The sequence below is a fragment of the Pseudomonas sp. 91RF genome (assembly GCF_003576265.1).
GTDB classification, from domain to species: Bacteria; Pseudomonadota; Gammaproteobacteria; order Pseudomonadales; family Pseudomonadaceae; genus Aquipseudomonas; species Aquipseudomonas kribbensis.
In genome coordinates, this window is record NZ_QWFC01000039.1 from 1 (window position 1) to 21,085 (window position 21,085).

General features: G+C 59.5%; 18 protein-coding genes. 15 read left to right on the forward strand and 3 right to left on the reverse strand.

Going from position 1 to position 21,085, the window contains the following annotated elements; all coding sequences use genetic code 11:
• Positions 1 to 282 precede the first annotated feature (282 nt).
• The gene (gene clpA / locus DXT77_RS20720) at positions 283 to 2,553 is read right to left on the reverse strand and encodes an ATP-dependent Clp protease ATP-binding subunit ClpA (protein ID WP_119428962.1); all 2,271 of its coding nucleotides are present in this window, start codon (positions 2,551 to 2,553) and stop codon (positions 283 to 285) included.
• 30 nt (positions 2,554 to 2,583) lie between these two features.
• Entirely contained in the window at positions 2,584 to 2,967 is a 384-nt protein-coding gene (gene clpS / locus DXT77_RS20725; RefSeq protein ID WP_119428963.1) for an ATP-dependent Clp protease adapter ClpS, read from the reverse strand.
• A gap of 224 nt (positions 2,968 to 3,191) precedes the next feature.
• Between clpS and DXT77_RS20730 the strand changes: the two genes are divergently transcribed.
• Positions 3,192 to 3,473, forward strand: coding sequence for a cold shock domain-containing protein (locus DXT77_RS20730; RefSeq protein ID WP_119428964.1), 282 nt, complete (start codon positions 3,192 to 3,194; stop codon positions 3,471 to 3,473).
• A 79-nt stretch (positions 3,474 to 3,552) separates the two neighbouring features.
• Here the strand turns inward: DXT77_RS20730 and icd are convergent, their stop codons facing one another.
• Positions 3,553 to 4,809 carry an NADP-dependent isocitrate dehydrogenase gene (gene icd, locus DXT77_RS20735; protein WP_119428965.1) on the reverse strand — a complete coding sequence of 419 codons (1,257 nt, stop codon included), beginning with the start codon at positions 4,807 to 4,809 and terminating at the stop codon, positions 3,553 to 3,555.
• 481 nt (positions 4,810 to 5,290) lie between these two features.
• Here icd and DXT77_RS20745 point away from each other — a divergent pair, with 481 nt between their 5' ends.
• From DXT77_RS20745 to nuoF, 14 genes are all read left to right on the forward strand, one after another.
• Positions 5,291 to 7,516, forward strand: coding sequence for an NADP-dependent isocitrate dehydrogenase (locus tag DXT77_RS20745; RefSeq protein ID WP_119428966.1), 2,226 nt, complete (start codon positions 5,291 to 5,293; stop codon positions 7,514 to 7,516).
• A 78-nt stretch (positions 7,517 to 7,594) separates the two neighbouring features.
• A complete protein-coding gene (locus tag DXT77_RS20750) occupies positions 7,595 to 8,041 on the forward strand; it encodes an NUDIX hydrolase (RefSeq protein ID WP_119428967.1) in 447 nt (148 codons plus the stop codon).
• Positions 8,042 to 8,100: 59 nt separating this feature from the next.
• Positions 8,101 to 9,225: a tRNA 2-thiouridine(34) synthase MnmA gene (mnmA, locus tag DXT77_RS20755; protein ID WP_085712386.1), complete on the forward strand. Its 1,125-nt coding sequence runs from the start codon at positions 8,101 to 8,103 to the stop codon at positions 9,223 to 9,225.
• Complete coding sequence (hflD, locus tag DXT77_RS20760) at positions 9,222 to 9,845, forward strand: high frequency lysogenization protein HflD (RefSeq protein ID WP_064380694.1); 624 nt, start codon at positions 9,222 to 9,224, stop codon at positions 9,843 to 9,845. The genes mnmA and hflD overlap by 4 nt, the downstream gene beginning before the upstream one ends.
• A 127-nt stretch (positions 9,846 to 9,972) precedes the next feature.
• The gene (purB, locus tag DXT77_RS20765; RefSeq protein WP_119428968.1) at positions 9,973 to 11,343 is read left to right on the forward strand and encodes an adenylosuccinate lyase; all 1,371 of its coding nucleotides are present in this window, start codon (positions 9,973 to 9,975) and stop codon (positions 11,341 to 11,343) included.
• A gap of 86 nt (positions 11,344 to 11,429) precedes the next feature.
• Positions 11,430 to 12,605 (forward strand): cupin domain-containing protein, encoded by a 1,176-nt coding sequence (locus DXT77_RS20770; protein WP_119428969.1) that lies wholly within the window; start codon positions 11,430 to 11,432, stop codon positions 12,603 to 12,605.
• Positions 12,598 to 13,023 carry a GNAT family N-acetyltransferase gene (locus DXT77_RS20775; protein ID WP_119428970.1) on the forward strand — a complete coding sequence of 142 codons (426 nt, stop codon included), beginning with the start codon at positions 12,598 to 12,600 and terminating at the stop codon, positions 13,021 to 13,023. The genes DXT77_RS20770 and DXT77_RS20775 overlap by 8 nt, the downstream gene beginning before the upstream one ends.
• 132 nt (positions 13,024 to 13,155) lie before the next feature.
• A complete protein-coding gene (locus DXT77_RS20780; RefSeq protein WP_085712390.1) occupies positions 13,156 to 13,893 on the forward strand; it encodes a secretin N-terminal domain-containing protein in 738 nt (245 codons plus the stop codon).
• 476 nt (positions 13,894 to 14,369) lie between these two features.
• Positions 14,370 to 15,695 carry an isocitrate lyase gene (aceA, locus tag DXT77_RS20785; protein ID WP_011334956.1) on the forward strand — a complete coding sequence of 442 codons (1,326 nt, stop codon included), beginning with the start codon at positions 14,370 to 14,372 and terminating at the stop codon, positions 15,693 to 15,695.
• 544 nt (positions 15,696 to 16,239) lie between these two features.
• Positions 16,240 to 16,653 carry an NADH-quinone oxidoreductase subunit A gene (locus tag DXT77_RS20790; protein WP_003223812.1) on the forward strand — a complete coding sequence of 138 codons (414 nt, stop codon included), beginning with the start codon at positions 16,240 to 16,242 and terminating at the stop codon, positions 16,651 to 16,653.
• A 10-nt stretch (positions 16,654 to 16,663) separates the two neighbouring features.
• Complete coding sequence (locus DXT77_RS20795) at positions 16,664 to 17,338, forward strand: NADH-quinone oxidoreductase subunit B family protein (protein WP_007951456.1); 675 nt, start codon at positions 16,664 to 16,666, stop codon at positions 17,336 to 17,338.
• 70 nt (positions 17,339 to 17,408) lie between these two features.
• Positions 17,409 to 19,193, forward strand: a complete 1,785-nt coding sequence (gene nuoC, locus DXT77_RS20800) for an NADH-quinone oxidoreductase subunit C/D (RefSeq protein ID WP_119428971.1) — start codon at positions 17,409 to 17,411, stop codon at positions 19,191 to 19,193.
• A 2-nt stretch (positions 19,194 to 19,195) separates the two neighbouring features.
• Complete coding sequence (gene nuoE / locus DXT77_RS20805) at positions 19,196 to 19,693, forward strand: NADH-quinone oxidoreductase subunit NuoE (protein WP_003223804.1); 498 nt, start codon at positions 19,196 to 19,198, stop codon at positions 19,691 to 19,693.
• A complete protein-coding gene (nuoF, locus tag DXT77_RS20810) occupies positions 19,690 to 21,045 on the forward strand; it encodes an NADH-quinone oxidoreductase subunit NuoF (protein ID WP_119428972.1) in 1,356 nt (451 codons plus the stop codon). Before nuoE ends, nuoF begins: the two co-directional genes overlap by 4 nt.
• Positions 21,046 to 21,085 lie beyond the last annotated feature (40 nt).

The window sequence follows — 21,085 nt, forward strand, 5'->3', positions numbered from 1 at the left end:
AGCGACCGTTTGGCGAAGCCAAACACATCGAGAGGAGGTGCAGCGAAGCAAACCGTAGGCGATGCCCCCGGATCGATCCCGGAGCGAAGGAACCCCGAGCCTCAGCGAGGGGCCGTACGTCAGGGTAAAGCCTTTTGGGTTACCTTTTCGGCGTTTGGAAAAGGTGACTCGCCGTAAGGGCGAAACCGCCAGCGGCAGCCCCCGAAGCAACGGATATGCCCCCAAAATAAAAAACGCAGACAACAAAAAGGCGCCCGAAGGCGCCTTTTCACTTACCAGCCATCAAGCCATTTCTGCGGTGGTCTCGAAATCAAACGTCAGCTCACCATCCTTGATGTCGATGTGCACCACACCGCCATGATCGGCCAGTTCGCCAAACAGAATCTCTTCCGCCAGCGGACGCTTGATCTTGTCCTGGATCAGACGCGCCATCGGACGAGCGCCCATTGCCGAGTCGTAGCCTCCGGCCGCGAGCCAGCTGCGCGCCGCGTCGGTAACTTCCAGCAGCACCCGCTTGTCTTCCAGCTGCGCCTGAAGTTCGGTGAGGAACTTGTCCACCACGCTTTTGATGACCTCGTGACTGAGGCGACCAAATTGAATGATGGTGTCCAGGCGGTTGCGGAATTCCGGCGTGAAGCTCTTCTTGATCACTTCCATCGCATCGGACGAGTGGTCCTGATGAGTGAAACCGATCGAAGCACGCGCCGCGGTTTCGGCACCGGCGTTGGTGGTCATGATCACGATCACGTTGCGGAAATCCGCCTTGCGCCCGTTGTTATCGGTCAGCGTACCGTGATCCATCACCTGCAGCAGCAGGTTGAAGACTTCCGGATGCGCCTTCTCGATTTCATCGAGCAGCAATACGCAATGCGGTTGCTTGGTAATGGCCTCGGTCAGCAGACCGCCCTGGTCGAAACCGACATAACCCGGAGGCGCACCGATCAGACGCGATACGGTGTGACGCTCCATGTATTCGGACATGTCGAAACGAACCAGCTCGATCCCCAGCGCCTTGGCCAATTGCCGCGCAGCTTCGGTCTTGCCGACACCGGTAGGCCCGGCGAACAGGAACGAACCGACCGGTTTGTCCGGCGACTTGAGGCCCGCACGGGACAGCTTGATCGCAGTCGACAGCGAATCGATCGCCGCATCCTGACCAAACACCGTCAGTTTCAGGTCGCGCTCCAGGTTACGCAGCAGCTCCTTGTCGGAACTGGTGACGTGTTTTGGCGGAATACGTGCGATCTTCGCCACGATGTCCTCGACCTGCGGCACGTCGATGCGCTTCACGCGCTTGTCGACCGGCTGCAGACGCTGGTAGGCGCCCGCCTCGTCGATCACATCGATGGCCTTGTCCGGCATATGCCGGTCATTGATGTAGCGCGAAGCCAGTTCCGCAGCGGCGCGCAGCGACTCATCGCTGTACTCGATATTGTGGTGCTGCTCGAAACGCCCTTTCAGGCCGCGCAGGATGCCGATGGTGTCTTCCACGGACGGCTCGACCACATCGACCTTCTGGAAGCGACGCGCCAGGGCACGGTCTTTCTCGAAGATGCCGCGGAATTCCTGGAACGTGGTCGAACCGATGCAGCGAATGTCACCCGACGACAGCAGCGGCTTGAGCAGGTTCGAGGCATCCATGACGCCACCGGACGCAGCACCCGCACCGATGATGGTGTGGATCTCGTCGATGAACAGGATCGCCTGCGGACGTTTTTTCAGCTCGCCGAGCAGCGCCTTGAAGCGCTTCTCGAAATCGCCGCGATATTTGGTGCCTGCGAGCAAGGCGCCCAGATCGAGGGAATAGACGACGCTGTTGGCCAGCAGATCCGGCACCTGATTGTCGACAATGCGCTTGGCCAGGCCTTCGGCAATCGCGGTTTTACCCACACCTGCCTCGCCTACCAGCAACGGGTTGTTCTTGCGCCGACGCGCGAGAATCTGCGCGACACGCTCGACTTCCGTTTCACGCCCGACCAGCGGATCGATCCGGCCCTGGCGTGCGAGTTCGTTGAGGTTGCTGGCATACGCATCCAGCGGATTGCCTGAAGAAGAAGACTCACCGCCCTCGTCGTCCTGCATATCTTGTTCACCTTCAGAGTGATCGCCATGCCCCGGCACCTTGGAAATACCATGGGCGATATAGTTGACGACATCGATTCGTGCAACGCTCTGCTGTTTAAGCAGGAACACTGCCTGACTCTCTTGCTCACTGAAGATTGCAACCAGCACATTGGCGCCGGTTACTTCGCGCTTGCCCGAGCTCTGTACATGAAAGACAGCACGTTGAAGCACACGCTGGAAGCCCAGGGTTGGCTGGGTTTCGCGATCTTCGTCATGGACGGGGATCAGCGGCGTGGTGGAGTCGATGAACTCCTGCAGGTCGTGCTTGAGTTTGTCGAGGTTTGCGCCGCAGGCACGCAATACGGTGGCGGCAGCCTCATTGTCCAATAGGGCCAGCAGCAGGTGTTCGACGGTCATGAACTCATGACGCTTCGAACGAGCCTCCTTGAAGGCAAGATTGAGGGTGACTTCGAGCTCGCGGTTTAACATAGCTTCACCTCATACCCAAGTGGTCGGCGATTAACCGTCCTTCTCGATTTCACAGAGTAGCGGATGCTGGCTTTCCCTGGCGTACTGGTTGACCTGCATGGCCTTTGTCTCGGCGATGTCGCGGGTAAACACTCCACATACTGCCCGCCCTTCTGTGTGGACGGCCAGCATGACCTTGGTCGCCAGCTCGCGATTCAGGTTAAAAAACACCTCGAGCACTTCGACGACGAAATCCATCGGTGTGTAGTCATCATTAAACAAAACCACCTTGTACATCGGCGGCGCCTGTAACGCAGGCTTTGCTTCCTGAACAGCAACGCCTGCCGAATCGTCGTCGTACTCCTGTGGAAGATCCTTTTGGAGAAGCGGGCGATCCTGATTGAATGTTAGTCGAATCTGGCTGATTGCATGCATGGAAAGAAAGGTTCGTCAGTTGTGCAAATACAGTGGTGGGGGCGGCTTGACACGTTTTCAACTCCGACTGCCCGGTCACCTTGACTATCGGGAAAACGGTGTTACAACCAATAGAACCCACAGTGGGTAAAAAAGATCCGCGGAGTCAATCTTTTTAACGGATTCGACTGCGGATGAATTGGATGATACTCCAGCGATGGAGACTGTTGCAGAGGGATTTGAGCATGGCTGTCGGCAAGGTGAAATGGTTCAACAATGCCAAGGGGTTCGGTTTCATCAACACCGACGCCCGCGAGGGGAAAGACGAGGACGGCAAGGAAATCGATTTCTTTGCGCACTACTCCGCCATTGAAATGGACGGGTACAAAACCCTCAAAGCCGGGCAAATCGTCAAATTCGAGATCGTGCAAGGGCCCAAAGGCCTGCATGCCACAAAAATTCAGAATGTCGAGGCCGCAAAAGACACCGTCTCACCTGCAGCTCATCACCAGTCAGTGACCAGCTGAAGCAACCAGAACACCTGCCAGAAAACAAACCGCCCGGCTCGATCACTCGAGCCGGGCGGTTTCGTTGCTGCTGTCGTTCTTACATGTGCTTGATGATCGCCTCACCGAAGCCCGACGAGGACACCAGCGTGGCCCCTTCCATCAGACGCTCGAAGTCGTAGGTCACGGTCTTGGCCTTGATCGCGCCGTTGGTGCCCTTGATGATCAGATCGGCGGCCTCGGTCCAGCCCAGATGGCGCAGCATCATTTCCGCCGACAGGATCACCGAACCCGGGTTGACCTGGTCCTTGCCGGCATATTTCGGCGCAGTACCGTGGGTTGCCTCGAACATGGCCACGGTGTCGGACAGGTTGGCACCCGGCGCAATACCGATACCGCCCACTTCCGCCGCCAGGGCGTCGGAGAGATAGTCACCGTTCAAGTTAAGGGTGGCGATCACATCGTATTCGGCCGGGCGCAGCAGGATCTGCTGGAGCATGGCGTCGGCGATGGCATCCTTGACGATGACTTCGCGGCCGGTTTTCGGGTTCTTGAATTTCATCCACGGGCCGCCGTCCAGCAGCTCGGCGCCGAATTCATCCCGCGCCACCTCGTAGCCCCAGTCCTTGAAGGCACCCTCGGTGAATTTCATGATGTTGCCCTTGTGCACGATGGTCAGCGACTTGCGGTCGTTATCCACTACATATTGCAGGGCCTTGCGCACCAGACGCTTGGTACCTTCTTTCGATACCGGCTTGATGCCGATACCGCAATCCTGGTCGAAACGGATCTTGGTGACGCCCATTTCCTCTTTCAGGAACTTGATGACCTTGGTGGCCTCAAGGGAGCCGGCCTTCCATTCGATACCGGCATAAATGTCTTCGGAGTTCTCGCGGAAGATCACCATGTCGACGTCGCCGGGCTTTTTAACCGGGCTCGGTACACCTTCGAACCACACAACCGGGCGCAGGCAGACATACAGATCCAGCTGTTGGCGCAGGGCCACGTTGAGGGAGCGGATGCCGCCACCGACCGGGGTGGTCAGCGGGCCCTTGATGGAAACCACGTAATCCTTGACGGCGTCCAGGGTTTCCTGGGGCAGCCAGGTGTCCTGGTCATAGACTTGAGTTGCTTTTTCGCCAGCATAAACCTCCATCCAGGAAATCTTGCGCTTGCCCCCGTAGGCCTTGGCCACGGCAGCATCAACCACTTTGATCATCACAGGGCTGACGTCGACGCCAATGCCGTCACCTTCAATGAAGGGAATGATCGGGTTATCAGGGACATTGAGAGAATGGTCTGCGTTGACGGTGATTTTGTCGCCGACGGCTGGAACCTGAATCTTCTTGTAACCCATGCTGAACTCCATTGTTTGGATTGAACATCTGGCTTGGTTCGAGCGTAACCCAGTTGAATCAACACGCAAACCCTCTGTTCCGGGCGCGGCCACATCTCGTTTCGTACAAGCCTGAAAGCAAAGGGAAAAGCGCCAATCTCAAGCATTCACGGCGACTCTACGCCCCACCCCGCCCTGCGACCTTTAGACCAATGGACGAGAATCGTTGCATATGAACCATCGGCAGATTGCCAGCTACCTATGTATAATGCCGCCCGCTGACCAAAGGGTCACGACGGCTGGCCTCTCTAGCACGAGACTTTCCGCCTGATTGGTCGGGTTGTTACCGCAGTCCGACTGCTTGACGCTCTACTGATGCACCCAACATCACCGCGAAGATTCTCGACATTCGGTTCATGGATGACTTTGAACGAACGCGCTTACCCGGCGCCCCTCGAGTTTCTGCGCACGCTTTAGCAAAGAAGAGAGAGTTAATCCGAATATGCCCACCCGCTCGAAGATCATCTATACCTTCACCGACGAAGCTCCAGCCCTCGCCACCTATTCCCTGCTGCCGATCATCGAGGCTTACACCGCCTCGGCCGATATCGCCGTGGAAACCCGCGATATCTCTCTTGCAGCACGTATTCTGGCCAGCTTCCCCGAGCAACTGGGCGACAAAGCCGTAGCCGACCACCTCGCCGAACTGGGCGACCTGGCCGTTACGCCTGAAGCCAACATCATCAAGCTGCCGAACATCAGCGCCTCGGTTCCGCAACTGCAAGCCGCGATCAAAGAACTGCAAGCCCAGGGCTACAACCTGCCGGACTACCCGGAAACCGTGACCAGCGACGCCGAGAAAGACGCCAAGACGCGTTACGACAAGGTCAAGGGCAGCGCCGTGAACCCGGTTCTGCGTGAAGGCAACTCCGACCGTCGCGCTCCGCTGTCGGTCAAGAACTACGCGCGCAAGCACCCGCACAAGATGGGCGCCTGGGCCAAGGACTCCAAGTCCCACGTCGCTCACATGAGCACCGGCGATTTCTACGGCAGCGAAAAAGCTGCCCTGATCGACGCCGCTGACGCCGTGAAGATCGAGCTGATCGCCAAAGACGGCACCGCTACCGTCCTGAAAGAAAAAACCACCGTTCAGGCGGGCGAGATCCTCGACTGCTCCGTGATGAGCAAAAAGGCCCTGCGGGCGTTCATCGCCGCTGAAATCGACAGCGCCAAGCAACAAGGCGTGCTGCTGTCGGTTCACCTGAAAGCCACCATGATGAAGGTCTCCGACCCGATCATGTTCGGCCAGATCGTTGCCGAGTTCTACAAGGACGCCCTGACCAAGCACGCCGACGTGCTGGCCGAAATCGGCTTCAACCTGAACAACGGCATCGGCGACCTGTACGCCCGCATCAAATCCCTGCCGGCCGAGCAGCAAGCCCAGATCGAAGCTGACGTCCAAGCGGTCTACGCCGTTCGTCCGTCGCTGGCGATGGTCAACTCCGACAAAGGCATCACCAACCTGCACGTGCCGAGCGACGTCATCGTCGACGCCTCGATGCCGGCCATGATCCGTGACTCCGGCAAGATGTGGGGCACCGACGGCCAGCTGCACGACACCAAGGCCGTGATCCCGGATCGCTGCTACGCCACCATCTACCAGGCCGTGATCGAAGATTGCAAAGCCAATGGCGCTTTCGATCCGACCACCATGGGCAGCGTGCCAAACGTTGGCCTGATGGCCAAAAAGGCCGAAGAGTACGGCTCCCACGACAAGACCTTCCAGATCAAGGCCGACGGCGTGGTTCGCGTGACCGACAGCAAAGGCACCCTGCTGATGGAACAGGCTGTCGAAGCCGGCGACATCTTCCGCATGTGCCAGACCAAAGACGCGCCGATCCAGGACTGGGTCAAACTGGCCGTCAACCGTGCTCGCGCAAGCAGCACCCCGGCCATTTTCTGGCTGGACCCGATGCGTGCCCACGACGGCGTAGTGATCGAAAAGGTTCAGGCTTACCTGAAGGATCACGACACCGCCGGTCTGGACATCCAGATCATGGCGCCGGTCGACGCGATGAAGTACACCCTGCAGCGCACCCGCGAAGGCAAAGACACCATTTCGGTGACCGGCAACGTACTGCGCGACTACCTGACCGACCTGTTCCCGATCATGGAACTGGGCACCAGCGCCAAGATGCTGTCGATCGTGCCGCTGATGAACGGCGGTGGCCTGTTCGAAACCGGCGCCGGCGGTTCGGCTCCGAAGCACGTGCAGCAACTGGTCGAAGAGAACTTCCTGCGCTGGGATTCGCTGGGTGAGTTCCTGGCCCTGGCCGCTTCTCTCGAGCACCTGGGTGTGAACTACAACAACCCGAAAGCGCTGGTTCTGTCCAAGACCCTGGACCAGGCCACTGGCCAGTTCCTGGACAACAACAAGTCGCCATCGCGCAAAGTCGGCAACATCGACAACCGCGGCAGCCACTTCTACCTGGCCATGTACTGGGCACAAGCCCTGGCTGCCCAGACTGAAGACACTGCACTGCAAGCGCAGTTCGCAACCCTGGCCAAGACCCTGACCGAGAACGAAGCGACCATCGTCGCCGAGCTCAACGCCGTTCAAGGCAAGCCAGTGGACATCGGCGGTTACTACCACGCCAATGCCGAGCTGATCAGCAAGGCCATGCGCCCGAGCGCAACCCTCAACGCGGCGATTGCTGCGCTGGTATAAGGTTGTAAAGGGAACATCACAAACCCCGGCCATGCGCTGGGGTTTGTGTTTCTGCCTTCCGCCCAGGAGATTCAATCAATGCAATGGCTCCCCCACATCACCGTCGCCACCATCGTCGAGGACAACGGCCGTTTCCTGATGGTCGAGGAACACAAGGCTGGCCATAACGTGCTCAATCAGCCCGCCGGTCATCTGGACCCGGACGAAACCCTGATCGAAGCCGCCGTGCGCGAAACCCTCGAAGAAACCGGCTGGGACGTCGAGCCCACCAGCGTGATCGGCATTTATCTGTACACCGCACCGAGCAATGGCGTGACTTACCAGCGCGTATGCTTCAGCGCCAAAGCCGTGAAACACCACCCGGATTATCAACTGGACGACGGCATCGTCGGCGCCAAGTGGCTGACCCGCGACGAATTATTGGCTCAGCGGGACAACTGGCGCAGCGAGCTGATCATCCGCTGCATCGATGATTATCTGGCCGGCAATCGCTTCGGTCTCGAACTGATCCGCCCTTCCCTTTAGCCTTGAGGCCGTGAGCCTGATAGAATCGCGTCCTTTTTCAAGACACTCATTGAATCCCTATGCGTGATCCAGCCCCTTCTGACACATCCAAGAAGCGCGTCATTGTCGGCATGTCCGGCGGCGTGGACTCTTCCGTTTCCGCTCTCCTGCTGATCGAGCAGGGTTATGAGGTGGAAGGCCTGTTCATGAAGAACTGGGAAGAAGACGACGGAACGGAATACTGCACCGCCATGGACGACCTGGCGGATGCCCAGGCCGTGTGCGACAAGATCGGTATCAAGCTGCACACCGCCAACTTCGCCGCCGAGTACTGGGACAACGTGTTCGAGCATTTCCTGGCCGAATACAAGGCCGGACGCACGCCGAACCCGGACATCCTGTGCAACCGCGAGATCAAGTTCAAGGCGTTCCTCGACTACGCCATGATGCTCGGTGCCGACCTGATCGCCACCGGTCACTACGTGCGCCGCCGCGACATCGATGGCCGTACCGAACTGCTCAAGGGCCTGGATCCGAACAAGGACCAGAGCTACTTCCTGCACGCCGTTGGCGGCGAACAGATCGCCAAGACCCTGTTCCCGGTCGGCGAGCTGGAGAAACCGGAAGTCCGTGCGATTGCCGAGAAATACGAGCTGGCGACCGCCAAAAAGAAGGACTCCACCGGGATCTGCTTCATCGGCGAGCGTCGTTTCAGCGATTTCCTCAAGCAATACCTGCCGGCGCAACCGGGCGAGATCAAGACCACCGAAGGCGAAGTCATCGGCCGTCACCACGGTTTGATGTACCACACCATCGGTCAGCGTCAGGGCCTGGGCATCGGCGGTCTGAAAGACGCCGGCGACGAGCCGTGGTACGTGCTGCGCAAGGACCTGGACACCAACGAGCTGATCGTCGGCCAGGGCAACAACCATCCATGGCTGTTCTCCGGCGCCCTGCTCGCTTCGGAAATCTACTGGGTCAACCCGATCGATCTGAGCCAGCCACTGCGCCTGACTGCCAAGGTCCGTTATCGCCAGAGCGATCAGGCCTGCACCCTGGAAAAAACCGCGACCGGTTATCGCGCCGTGTTCGACGAGCCGCAGCGCGCGGTCACGCCGGGCCAGTCGGTGGTGTTCTATGACGGAGAAATCTGCCTCGGTGGCGGCGTGATCGAAGTCGCCGAGCCGTGGAGCGGCCAGGCATGAGCCCGACTCAGGAGCAATTGACGGCTCTGGGCGGCGTGTTTCTCGCCGCCGTACTGGTGGACCGGATCGCCAAGACCGGCCAGACCAACGAGGCCGGCCTGAGCTGCATGCTCGGCAGCCTGCTGGTTCGCGACCCCAAAGACACGCTGGACGTGTACGGGGGCGACGACATCAACCTGCGCGAGGGTTACCGCGCACTGATCGGTGCCCTCGAACGCGACCCGAGCACCTTGCAGCGCGAGCCATTGCGCTACGCCTTGTCTATGCTCGGCCTCGAGCGGCAACTGGCCAAGCGCAACGACATGCTCGACGTGATCGGCAAGCGTCTGCCGCAGATCCAGTCTCAGGTCGAGCATTTCGGCCCGGCCCACGAAAACGTGATCGCCGCATGTGGCGCGCTGTACCAGGACACCCTGAGCACCCTGCGCCAACGCATCCAGGTGCACGGTGACATGCGCAACCTGCAGCAGCCGAGCAACGCCTCGAAGATTCGCGCCCTGCTGCTAGCCGGCATTCGTTCGGCACGCCTGTGGCGTCAGCTCGGCGGTCATCGCTGGCAGTTGGTGATCAGTCGTCGCAAGCTGCTCAAAGAGCTGTATCCGTTGATGCGCAGCGAGTAAATCACCGCGCAATAAAAGCTTTGTAGTCTGTAACGCGTAATACGCCGGTCAGTTGGCGACGGACCGGCGGATTTTTTCATGTATGATACGCGCCCCATTTCGTTGCCCGACTGTCCGAGAACACCCCATGCAGCTCTCTTCGCTCACTGCGGTTTCCCCTGTTGACGGCCGCTACGCCGGCAAAACCCAGGCCCTGCGCCCGATTTTCAGCGAGTACGGCCTGATCCGTGCCCGCGTTCTGGTTGAAGTGCGCTGGCTCCAGCGCCTGGCCGCTCACGCCGGTATCCCGGAAGTGCCAGCTTTCTCCGCCGAAGCCATCGCCGTTCTGAACGAACTGGCCGAAAACTTCTCGCTGGAGCACGCCGAGCGCGTGAAAGAGATCGAGCGCACCACCAACCACGACGTGAAAGCGATCGAGTACCTGCTCAAGGAGCAGGCGGCCAAGCTGCCGGAACTGGCCAAGGTCAGCGAATTCATCCATTTCGCCTGCACCAGCGAGGACATTAACAACCTGTCCCACGCCCTGATGCTGCGCGAAGGTCGTGACGACGTGATGCTGCCGCTGATGCGCCAGACCGCCAACGCCATCCGCGAACTGGCCCTGCGCTTCGCTGACGTGCCGATGCTGTCGCGTACCCACGGTCAGCCGGCTTCCCCGACCACTCTGGGTAAAGAGCTGGCGAACGTGGTTTACCGTCTCGAGCGCCAGATCGCTCAGGTCGCTGCCGTTCCGCTGCTGGGCAAGATCAACGGCGCTGTCGGCAACTACAACGCTCACCTGTCGGCCTACCCGCAGATCGACTGGGAAGCCAACGCCCGCGCCTTCATCGAAGACGAGCTGGGCCTGGCGTTCAACCCGTACACCACGCAGATCGAGCCGCACGACTACATCGCCGAGCTGTTCGACGCCATTGCGCGCTTCAACACCATCCTGATCGACTTCGACCGTGACATCTGGGGCTACATCTCCCTGGGTTACTTCAAGCAGCGCACCATCGCCGGCGAAATCGGTTCGTCGACCATGCCGCACAAGGTCAACCCGATCGACTTCGAAAACTCCGAAGGCAACCTGGGCATCGCCAACGCGCTGTTCCAGCACCTGGCGAGCAAACTGCCGATCTCCCGCTGGCAGCGCGACCTGACCGACTCCACCGTTCTGCGCAACCTCGGTGTCGGCTTCGCCCACAGCGTGATCGCATACGAAGCCAGCCTCAAAGGCATCAGCAAGCTTGAACTGAACGCTGACAAGATTGCTGCCGATCTGGACGCTTGCTGGGAAGTCCTGGCCGAGCCGATCCAGACCGTGATGCGCCGCTACAACATCGAAAACCCGTACGAGAAGCTGAAAGAACTGACCCGCGGCAAGGGCATCAGCCCTGAAGCGCTGCAGACTTTCATCGATGGCCTGGACATGCCGGCCGCTGCGAAAGCCGAGCTCAAGCAACTGACTCCGGCCAACTACATCGGCAACGCTGTAGCGCAAGCCAAACGCATCTGATCGACTGCTTCACCCGTTTGAGACGCCCGGCCGCGCCGGGCGTTTTTATTCCCGTCTGAAAAATGCTTTTTTTCAATAGGTTACATATGAATCCCGATATTCCTCTTCAACTTCTGGGTGGTCTCACGGCGCGCGAATTCATGCGCGATTACTGGCAGAAAAAACCACTGCTGATCCGTCAGGCAATTCCTGATTTCGAAAGCCCGATCGACGCCGACGAACTCGCCGGCCTGGCCCTGGAAGAAGAAGTCGAATCGCGCCTGGTAATCGAGCACGGCGAGCGCCCTTGGGAACTGCGTCGCGGCCCGTTCGCCGAAGATGAATTCAGCAAACTGCCGGAGCGCGAGTGGACCCTGCTGGTGCAGGCCGTCGATCAGTTCGTGCCGGAAGTCAGCGAGCTACTGGAAAACTTCCGCTTTCTGCCGAGCTGGCGCGTCGATGACGTGATGATCAGCTTCGCCGCCCCGGGTGGCAGCGTCGGCCCGCACTTCGACAACTACGACGTATTCCTGCTGCAAGGCCACGGCAAGCGCAACTGGAAAATCGGCCAGATGTGCGACTCCGAAAGCCCGCTGCTGCAACATGCGGACCTGCGCATCCTCGCCGAATTTCACGAGACCGAAGAGTGGGTCCTGGAACCGGGCGACATGCTCTACCTGCCGCCGCGCCTGGCCCACTGCGGCGTTGCCGTCGATGACTGCATGACCTACTCGGTCGGCTTCCGCGCACCAAGCGCCGCCGAAGTGCTGACCCACTTCACCGACTTCCTCAGCCAGTTCCTGACTGACGAAGAGCGTTACACCGATGCCGATGCGAAGCCGGTCAGCGATGACCCGAACCAGATCCAGCACGATGCTCTGGGCCGCCTGAAGGCACTGCTCGCCGAGCACATGAGCGACGAGCGTCTGCTGCTGACCTGGTTCGGCCAGTACATGACCGAGCCGCGTTATCCGGAGCTGGTAGTCGGCCCGGAAGAAGTCGAAGAAGAAGACTTCCTCAGCGCCCTCGAAGACGGCGCCATCCTGATCCGCAACCCGAGTGCACGCCTGGCGTGGTCGGAAGTCGATGACGATCTGCTGCTGTTCGCCAGCGGCCAGAGCCGTTACCTGCCGGGCAAGTTGCGCGAGCTGCTGAAGCTGATCTGCTCGGCTGACGCCCTGCACACCGACAACCTCGGCGACTGGCTGAGCGACGAAGATGGTCGTGGCCTGCTGTGCGAACTGGTCAAACAGGGCAGCCTGGGGTTCGCCGACGATGAATAAGATTCGCGTACGTGTTGCAGACTGGCAAAAGGACAACGCCGAGATCCGCCGCATTCGCGAAACGGTGTTCATTGCCGAACAATCGGTTCCACCCGAGCTTGAGTGGGACGCCGATGACGCCACGGCGGTGCATTTCCTGGCCTTCGAAGGCGACTTTCCGATCGGCACCGCCCGCCTGCTGCCCGACGGGCACATCGGCCGGGTTTCGGTGCTCAAGGACTGGCGCGGGCTGAAGGTCGGCGATGCACTGATGCAAGCGGTCATCTCGGAAGCTGAAGCTCGCGGCCTGAAGCAGCAGATGCTCAGCGCGCAGGTGCAGGCCACGGCGTTTTATGAGCGTCTGGGTTTCAATCTGGTCAGCGAAGAGTTCCTGGAAGCCGGGATTCCGCATGTCGACATGGTTCGTCATTCGGAATAACGCTTGACGAGCACCACAAAACGCCCCGCCATCTCATGATGCCGGGGCGTTTTGCTGTCTAGGATTCAACTTGCCCCACCCCGGGCCGACAAACTGGCAATATCAAGCCTTTCGAAAGCGGAGATAACGGACATGTCCCTACGCACCCTGCTCACCACCCTGCTGCTCGGTTGCAGTTTTTCGGTGCTGGCAGCCACAGAAATCGTGCCCCTCAAGTACCACACCAGCGCCGACATGCTGCCGGTGGCCCAGGATTTCATCGGCAAGGACGGCCAGGTCAGCGCCTATGGCAATCAACTGATCGTCAAGGCTGAACCGGACAAGATCCAGGAATTGAAAGCCCTGCTCACGCAGCTCGATACCGCCCCCAAACGCCTGCTGATCACCGTCGACACCAACGAAAACAACCAGCAGAACACCGGCGACCAGCAAACCAGAATCATCAACTACAGCACTGCCAGCCGTGACGGCGGAATTCAGCAGATTCAGGCCAGCGAAGGCGCACCCGCCCTGATCCAGGTCGGCCAGAGCGTGCCGATCACCAGCAGCCAGACCAACTCCTACGGCGATTACAGCAGCCAGACCCAATATCGCAACGTCACTCAGGGCTTCTACGTCACCGCCAGCGTCACCGGTGACACCGTTCACCTGGCAATCAGTACCAACCGTGACCGCATGAGCCAGGAACGTCCCGATGTAGTGAACGTGCAGAGCACCGACACAACCGTCACCGGACGCCTGGGCGAATGGATCACCCTGGCCGGCGTGAACCGCGAGACTCAGGCCGACAAACAGGGTCTGGCCCGCAGCTACTCGACTCAAGGCCGGGACGACATGACGTTGCGGGTGAAAGTCGACACGCTGGACTAAAGCACCAAAAACTGACTGATTAGTCGTATTAGACGAAAGATGTAGTGCTTTAAAAAAAGCACTACAAAACGTTTGACGAGCCAAAAAAGCGAAGGCATGATGGCCTCGCTCCCGCTAATCAGAGGCCCTGGCAAGGGCCTTCGAAGCGATGCTCGCACCCATCCCCGCGAGCCGTTTCGTGTCTGTACCGCCCACAAGGTGTGTTTGACGAGGTTGCCGACTGGAACGAAGTTGTCCCGAGGGACGGAAGCGTAATTAGGTAACCCGGCTTTACACTGTAGTTCGCATAAAGGCCCACGACGCCCGAATGCGCCCGCCAGTTCGCCTTTACCTGCTCACTTCCCCTCGAGCCCATCGTTCATCCCGTCGCCTGCCCCGCCGAACCCGACCTGACCACCTAAGCTTCTGGTCAGCGAGCGCAAGGAATTTTCCACCGCAGAACAACTTTTCATAAAGACGCGACGAGGTTTATCTCCATGGCACTGACACGCGAACAGCAAATTGCAGCCCTTGAAAAAGACTGGGCTGAAAACCCGCGCTGGAAAGGCGTGACTCGCAATTACTCCGCTGCTGACGTCGTCCGTCTGCGTGGCTCGGTTCAACCAGAGCACACTTTTGCGAAAATGGGCGCCGAGAAGCTGTGGAACCTGGTCACCCAGGGTGCCAAGCCGTCCTTCCGCCCAGAGAAAGATTTCGTCAACTGCATGGGCGCCCTGACCGGCGGCCAGGCTGTGCAGCAGGTCAAAGCCGGTATCCAGGCGATCTACCTGTCGGGCTGGCAAGTCGCTGCGGACAACAACTCCGCCGAATCGATGTACCCGGACCAGTCGCTGTACCCGGTGGACTCGGTTCCAACCGTGGTCAAGCGCATCAACAACTCGTTCCGTCGTGCCGACCAGATCCAGTGGAAAGCCGGCAAGAACCCGGGTGACGAAGGCTACATCGACTACTTCGCGCCGATCGTGGCTGACGCTGAAGCCGGTTTCGGCGGCGTACTGAACGCCTACGAGCTGATGAAGAGCATGATCGAAGCAGGCGCCGCCGGCGTTCACTTCGAAGACCAGCTGGCTTCCGTGAAGAAATGCGGCCACATGGGCGGCAAGGTTCTGGTGCCAACCCAGGAAGCCGTACAGAAGCTGACCGCTGCTCGTCTGGCTGCCGACGTTGCCGGTGTACCGACCATCATCCTGGCCCGTACCGACGCCAACGCTGCCGACCTGCTGACTTCCGACTGCGACCCGTACGACCAGCCGTTCGTAACCGGCACCCGCACTCAGGAAGGCTTCTACAAGGTGCGTGCAGGTCTGGATCAGGCCATCGCCCGTGGTCTGGCCTACGCGCCATACGCTGACCTGATCTGGTGCGAAACCGCTAAACCAGACCTGGACGAAGCCCGTCGCTTCGCCGAAGCGATCAAGAAGGAATACCCGGACCAGATCCTGTCGTACAACTGCTCGCCTTCCTTCAACTGGAAGAAAAACCTGGACGACGCGACCATCGCCAAGTTCCAGCGCGAACTGTCCGCCATGGGTTACAAGCACCAGTTCATCACCCTGGCCGGCATTCACAACATGTGGCACAGCATGTTCAACCTGGCGCACGACTACGCCCGCAACGACATGACTGCCTATGTGAAGCTGCAAGAGCAGGAATTCGCTGACGCCGCCAAGGGTTACACCTTCGTGGCTCACCAGCAGGAAGTGGGCACCGGCTACTTCGACGACATGACCACCGTGATCCAGGGTGGCACGTCCTCGGTGACCGCGCTGACCGGTTCGACCGAAGAAGAACAGTTCCACTGATCGACTTCACCGAGTAAACGGCCTTTGCGGACCGTATAGAAAGCTAACCGCATTGCCGAAAGACTGACGCCCCGACTGGTTCGGGGCGTTTTTTTGCCTGTCGCCTTCTGCACACCTAAGGACTGACACAGCCTTTCAGGCGAAACATTGATCCAGAGCGGTATCCGCGTCACAAAAATCGGTTAAAACGGGCGCCGCCGCTACTTGCAGTAACGCGGATATAAGACAACTTCCCAACTGCCCAATCGCTAAACAGTTACAAAACCACTCCAAACGATATTAATTATCATTTAGCGACAACTATGTTCGTTACATTTCCTACAAAACATAATTCGTGAAATCCCGGCTAATGCCCGCAACGCATGGGCTACAGGGCCATAGAGGTGCGCTATGTCCTTATTCCAATAAATAATTTCGCTATAGGAATTTTACTTGCAGGGTGTTTAGCCATAAAATCAGCGCGATTGATTGCTGCGACATATCGTCACTGCCTTATTTCTTTATCAAGCTCAGAGACCTTTGCTCTCTGTTAAGGATTTCCAGCATGCCCGAAGCGACAGGACTCATGGCCCACAACTGGGGCTTTGCCATTTTCCTTCTGGGTGTAGTCGGCCTGTGTGCCTTCATGCTCGGCGTCTCCAGCCTCCTCGGGTCAAAAGCCTGGGGCCGCAGCAAAAACGAACCGTTCGAGTCCGGCATGCTACCTACCGGTGGCGCCCGCTTGCGGCTCTCAGCCAAATTCTATCTGGTCGCGATGCTGTTCGTGATCTTCGATATCGAAGCCCTCTTTCTCTTTGCATGGTCTGTGTCCGTCCGCGAAAGCGGCTGGACCGGATTCGTCGAAGCTCTCGTTTTCATAGCAATTCTGTTGGCAGGTCTTGTCTACCTGTTCCGAGTGGGCGCCCTTGACTGGGCTCCGGAAGCTCGTCGCAAGCGGCAGGCGAAGCTGAAACAATGAGGCTTTGGCAATGCAATACAATCTCACCAGAATCGACCCCGATGCTCCTAACGAGCAGTATCCGATCGGCCAGCGGGAAACCGTTTCCGATCCGTTAGAAGATCAAGTCCACAAAAACATTTTCATGGGCAAGCTGGAAGACGTGCTGAGTGGCGCGGTCAACTGGGGACGTAAGAACTCCCTGTGGCCGTACAACTTCGGTCTTTCGTGCTGCTACGTGGAAATGACCACCGCCTTCACGGCGCCCCACGACATCGCGCGCTTCGGCGCCGAAGTTATCCGGGCATCACCGCGTCAGGCCGACTTCATGGTTATCGCCGGGACCTGCTTCATCAAGATGGCGCCGATCATTCAGCGTCTCTACGAGCAGATGCTCGAGCCGAAATGGGTTATCTCCATGGGTTCGTGCGCCAACTCCGGTGGCATGTACGACATCTACTCCGTGGTTCAAGGGGTGGACAAGTTCCTGCCCGTGGACGTCTACGTACCTGGCTGCCCGCCCCGTCCAGAAGCATTTCTGCAAGGCTTGATGCTGTTGCAGGAATCCATTGGCCAGGAGCGTCGCCCACTTTCCTGGGTCGTTGGCGATCAAGGCGTTTATCGCGCCGACATGCCTTCGCAGAAGGAACAGCGCCGCGAACAGCGAATCGCAGTCACCAATCTGCGTAGCCCTGACGAAGTCTGATCCAGATCTGTTTCAAAGAAACGAGAAGCTGGCTTCATTCTTTACGTTGACCGAAAGCGAAAAAATAACCATGACTACAGGCAGTGCTCTGTACATCCCGCCTTACAAGGCAGACGACCAGGATGTGGTCGTCGAACTGAACAACCGTTTTGGCGCCGAAGCATTCACCGCTCAGCCGACCCGCACCGGCATGCCGGTGCTGTGGGTGGCCCGCGCCAAACTCGTTGAAGTCCTGACTTTCCTGCGCAACCTGCCCAAGCCGTACGTCATGCTCTATGACCTGCACGGCGTGGACGAGCGTCTGCGCACCAAGCGTCAAGGGCTGCCATCGGGCGCCGACTTCACCGTGTTCTATCACCTCATGTCGCTGGAACGTAATAGTGACGTGATGATCAAGGTCGCCTTGTCCGAGAGCGACCTCAGCTTGCCGACCGTCACCAGCATCTGGCCGAACGCCAACTGGTACGAGCGCGAAGTCTGGGACATGTACGGCATCGACTTCAAAGGTCACCCTCACCTGTCGCGCATCATGATGCCGCCGACCTGGGAAGGTCACCCGCTGCGCAAGGACTTCCCGGCGCGCGCCACCGAATTCGATCCGTTCAGCCTGAACCTGGCCAAGCAACAGCTCGAGGAAGAAGCCGCGCGCTTCCGTCCTGAAGACTGGGGCATGAAGCGTTCCGGCCCGAACGAGGACTACATGTTCCTCAACCTGGGTCCGAACCACCCTTCGGCTCACGGTGCGTTCCGTATCATCCTGCAACTGGACGGTGAAGAGATCGTCGACTGCGTTCCGGACATCGGCTACCACCACCGTGGCGCCGAGAAGATGGCCGAGCGTCAGTCCTGGCACAGCTTCATTCCGTACACCGACCGTATCGACTACCTCGGCGGCGTGATGAACAACCTGCCGTACGTGCTCTCGGTCGAGAAGCTCGCCGGCATCAAGGTGCCGGAGAAGGTCGACGTCATCCGCATCATGATGGCCGAGTTCTTCCGGATCACCAGCCACCTGCTGTTCCTGGGTACCTACATTCAGGACGTCGGCGCCATGACCCCGGTGTTCTTCACCTTCACCGACCGCCAGAAGGCGTACACGGTGATCGAAGCCATCACCGGTTTCCGTCTGCACCCGGCCTGGTACCGCATCGGCGGCGTCGCCCACGACCTGCCGCGCGGCTGGGACAAACTGGTAAAAGACTTCGTTGAATGGCTGCCAAAGCGCCTCGACGAATACACCAGGGCTGCCCTGCAGAACAGCATCCTCAAGGGTCGTACCATCGGCGTTGCCCAGTACAACACCAAAGAGGCCCTGGAATGGGGCGTCACCGGTGCCGGCCTGCGTTCCACCGGTTGCGACTTCGACCTGCGTAAGGCGCGTCCTTACTCCGGCTACGAGAACTTCGAGTTCGAAGTACCGCTGGCCGCCAACGGCGATGCCTACGACCGCTGCATGGTTCGCGTCGAAGAGATGCGCCAGAGCGTCAGGATCATCGACCAGTGCCTGCGCAACATGCCGGAAGGCCCGTACAAGGCGGATCACCCGCTGACCACGCCGCCGCCGAAAGAGCGCACGCTGCAGCACATCGAAACCTTGATCACGCACTTCCTGCAAGTTTCGTGGGGCCCGGTCATGCCGGCCAACGAATCCTTCCAGATGATCGAAGCGACCAAGGGCATCAACAGTTATTACCTGACGAGCGACGGCGGCACCATGAGCTACCGTACCCGGATCCGTACTCCGAGCTTCGCCCACCTGCAGCAGATCCCTTCGGTGATCAAAGGCAGCATGGTCGCGGACCTGATTGCGTACCTGGGTAGTATCGACTTCGTTATGGCCGACGTGGACCGCTAAGCATGAACAGCACGCTTATCCAGACAGACCGTTTCACCCTGAGTGAAACCGAGCGCTCGGCCATCGAGCACGAGCTGCATCACTACGAAGATCCGCGCGCGGCGTCGATCGAAGCCTTGAAGATCGTCCAGAAAGAACGCGGCTGGGTGCCGGACGGCGCTCTGTACGCCATCGGCGAGATCCTCGGCATTCCGGCCAGCGACGTTGAAGGCGTGGCCACGTTCTACAGCCAGATCTTCCGTCAGCCGGTCGGCCGTCACATCATTCGCGTCTGCGACAGCATGGTCTGCTACATCGGCGGCCACGAGTCGGTGGTCAGCGAAATCCAGAACAACCTGGGTATCGGCCTGGGTCAGACCACCGCCGACGGTCGTTTCACCCTGCTGCCGGTCTGCTGCCTCGGCAACTGCGACAAGGCACCGGCGCTGATGATCGATGACGACACCTTTGGCGATGTCCAGCCTGCCGGCGTCGCCAAACTGCTCGAGGGCTACGTATGACCCTGACTTCTTTCGGTCCTGCCAACCGCATCCAGCGTTCGGCCGAGACTCACCCGCTGACCTGGCGCCTGCGTGACGACGGCGAAGCCGTATGGCTCGACGAATACCAGGCCAAGAACGGTTACGCCGCTGCGCGCAAGGCCTTTGCCGACATGGATCAGGACGCCATCGTCCAGACCGTGAAAGACGCCGGCCTCAAGGGTCGCGGCGGTGCAGGCTTCCCTACTGGCGTGAAGTGGGGCCTGATGCCCAAGGACGAATCCATCAACATCCGCTACCTGCTGTGCAACGCGGATGAAATGGAGCCGAACACCTGGAAAGACCGCATGCTGATGGAGCAACTGCCCCATCTGCTGATCGAAGGCATGCTGATCAGCGCCCGCGCGCTGAAAACCTACCGTGGCTACATCTTCCTGCGTGGCGAGTACACCACCGCTGCCAAGCACCTGAACCGTGCCGTGGAAGAAGCCAAGGCAGCGGGCCTGCTGGGCAAGAACATCCTGGGCAGCGGCTTCGACTTCGAGCTGTTCGTCCACACCGGCGCCGGGCGTTACATCTGCGGTGAAGAAACCGCACTGATCAACTCCCTCGAAGGTCGCCGCGCCAACCCGCGCTCCAAGCCGCCCTTCCCTGCCGCCGTTGGCGTGTGGGGCAAGCCGACCTGCGTGAACAACGTTGAAACCCTGTGCAACGTGCCGGCGATCATTGCCGACGGCGTGGACTGGTACAAGTCGTTGGCCCGCGACGGCAGCGAAGACATGGGCACCAAGCTCATGGGCTTCTCCGGCAAGGTCAAGAACCCCGGTCTGTGGGAACTGCCATTCGGCGTGACCGGTCGCGAGCTGTTCGAAGACTACGCCGGCGGCATGCGCGACGGTTACAAGCTCAAGGCCTGGCAGCCAGGTGGCGCCGGTACCGGTTTCCTGTTGCCGGAACACCTCGACGCCCAAATGTACGCCGGCGGCATCGCCAAAGTGGGCACCCGTATGGGTACCGGCCTGGCCATGGCGGTGGACGACAGCGTCAACATGGTGTCCCTGCTGCGCAACATGGAGCAGTTCTTCGCCCGCGAATCCTGCGGTTTCTGCACCCCTTGCCGTGATGGCCTGCCATGGAGCGTCAAGCTGCTGATGGCCATCGAACAAGGCCGCGGCCAGCCAGGCGACATCGAGACCCTGCTGGGTCTGGTCAACTTCCTCGGCCCGGGCAAGACCTTCTGTGCTCACGCACCGGGTGCCGTGGAGCCGTTGGGCAGTGCCATCAAATACTTCCGTCCAGAGTTCGAAGCCGGTATCGCGCCTGCAAACGCCGCCGTCCCGCCTCTGGCGAAGCCGATTGTAGTCGGCGCGTAAACGCTTAAAAAGGCGAAGGGTCCGTGCCCTTCGCCTTTCG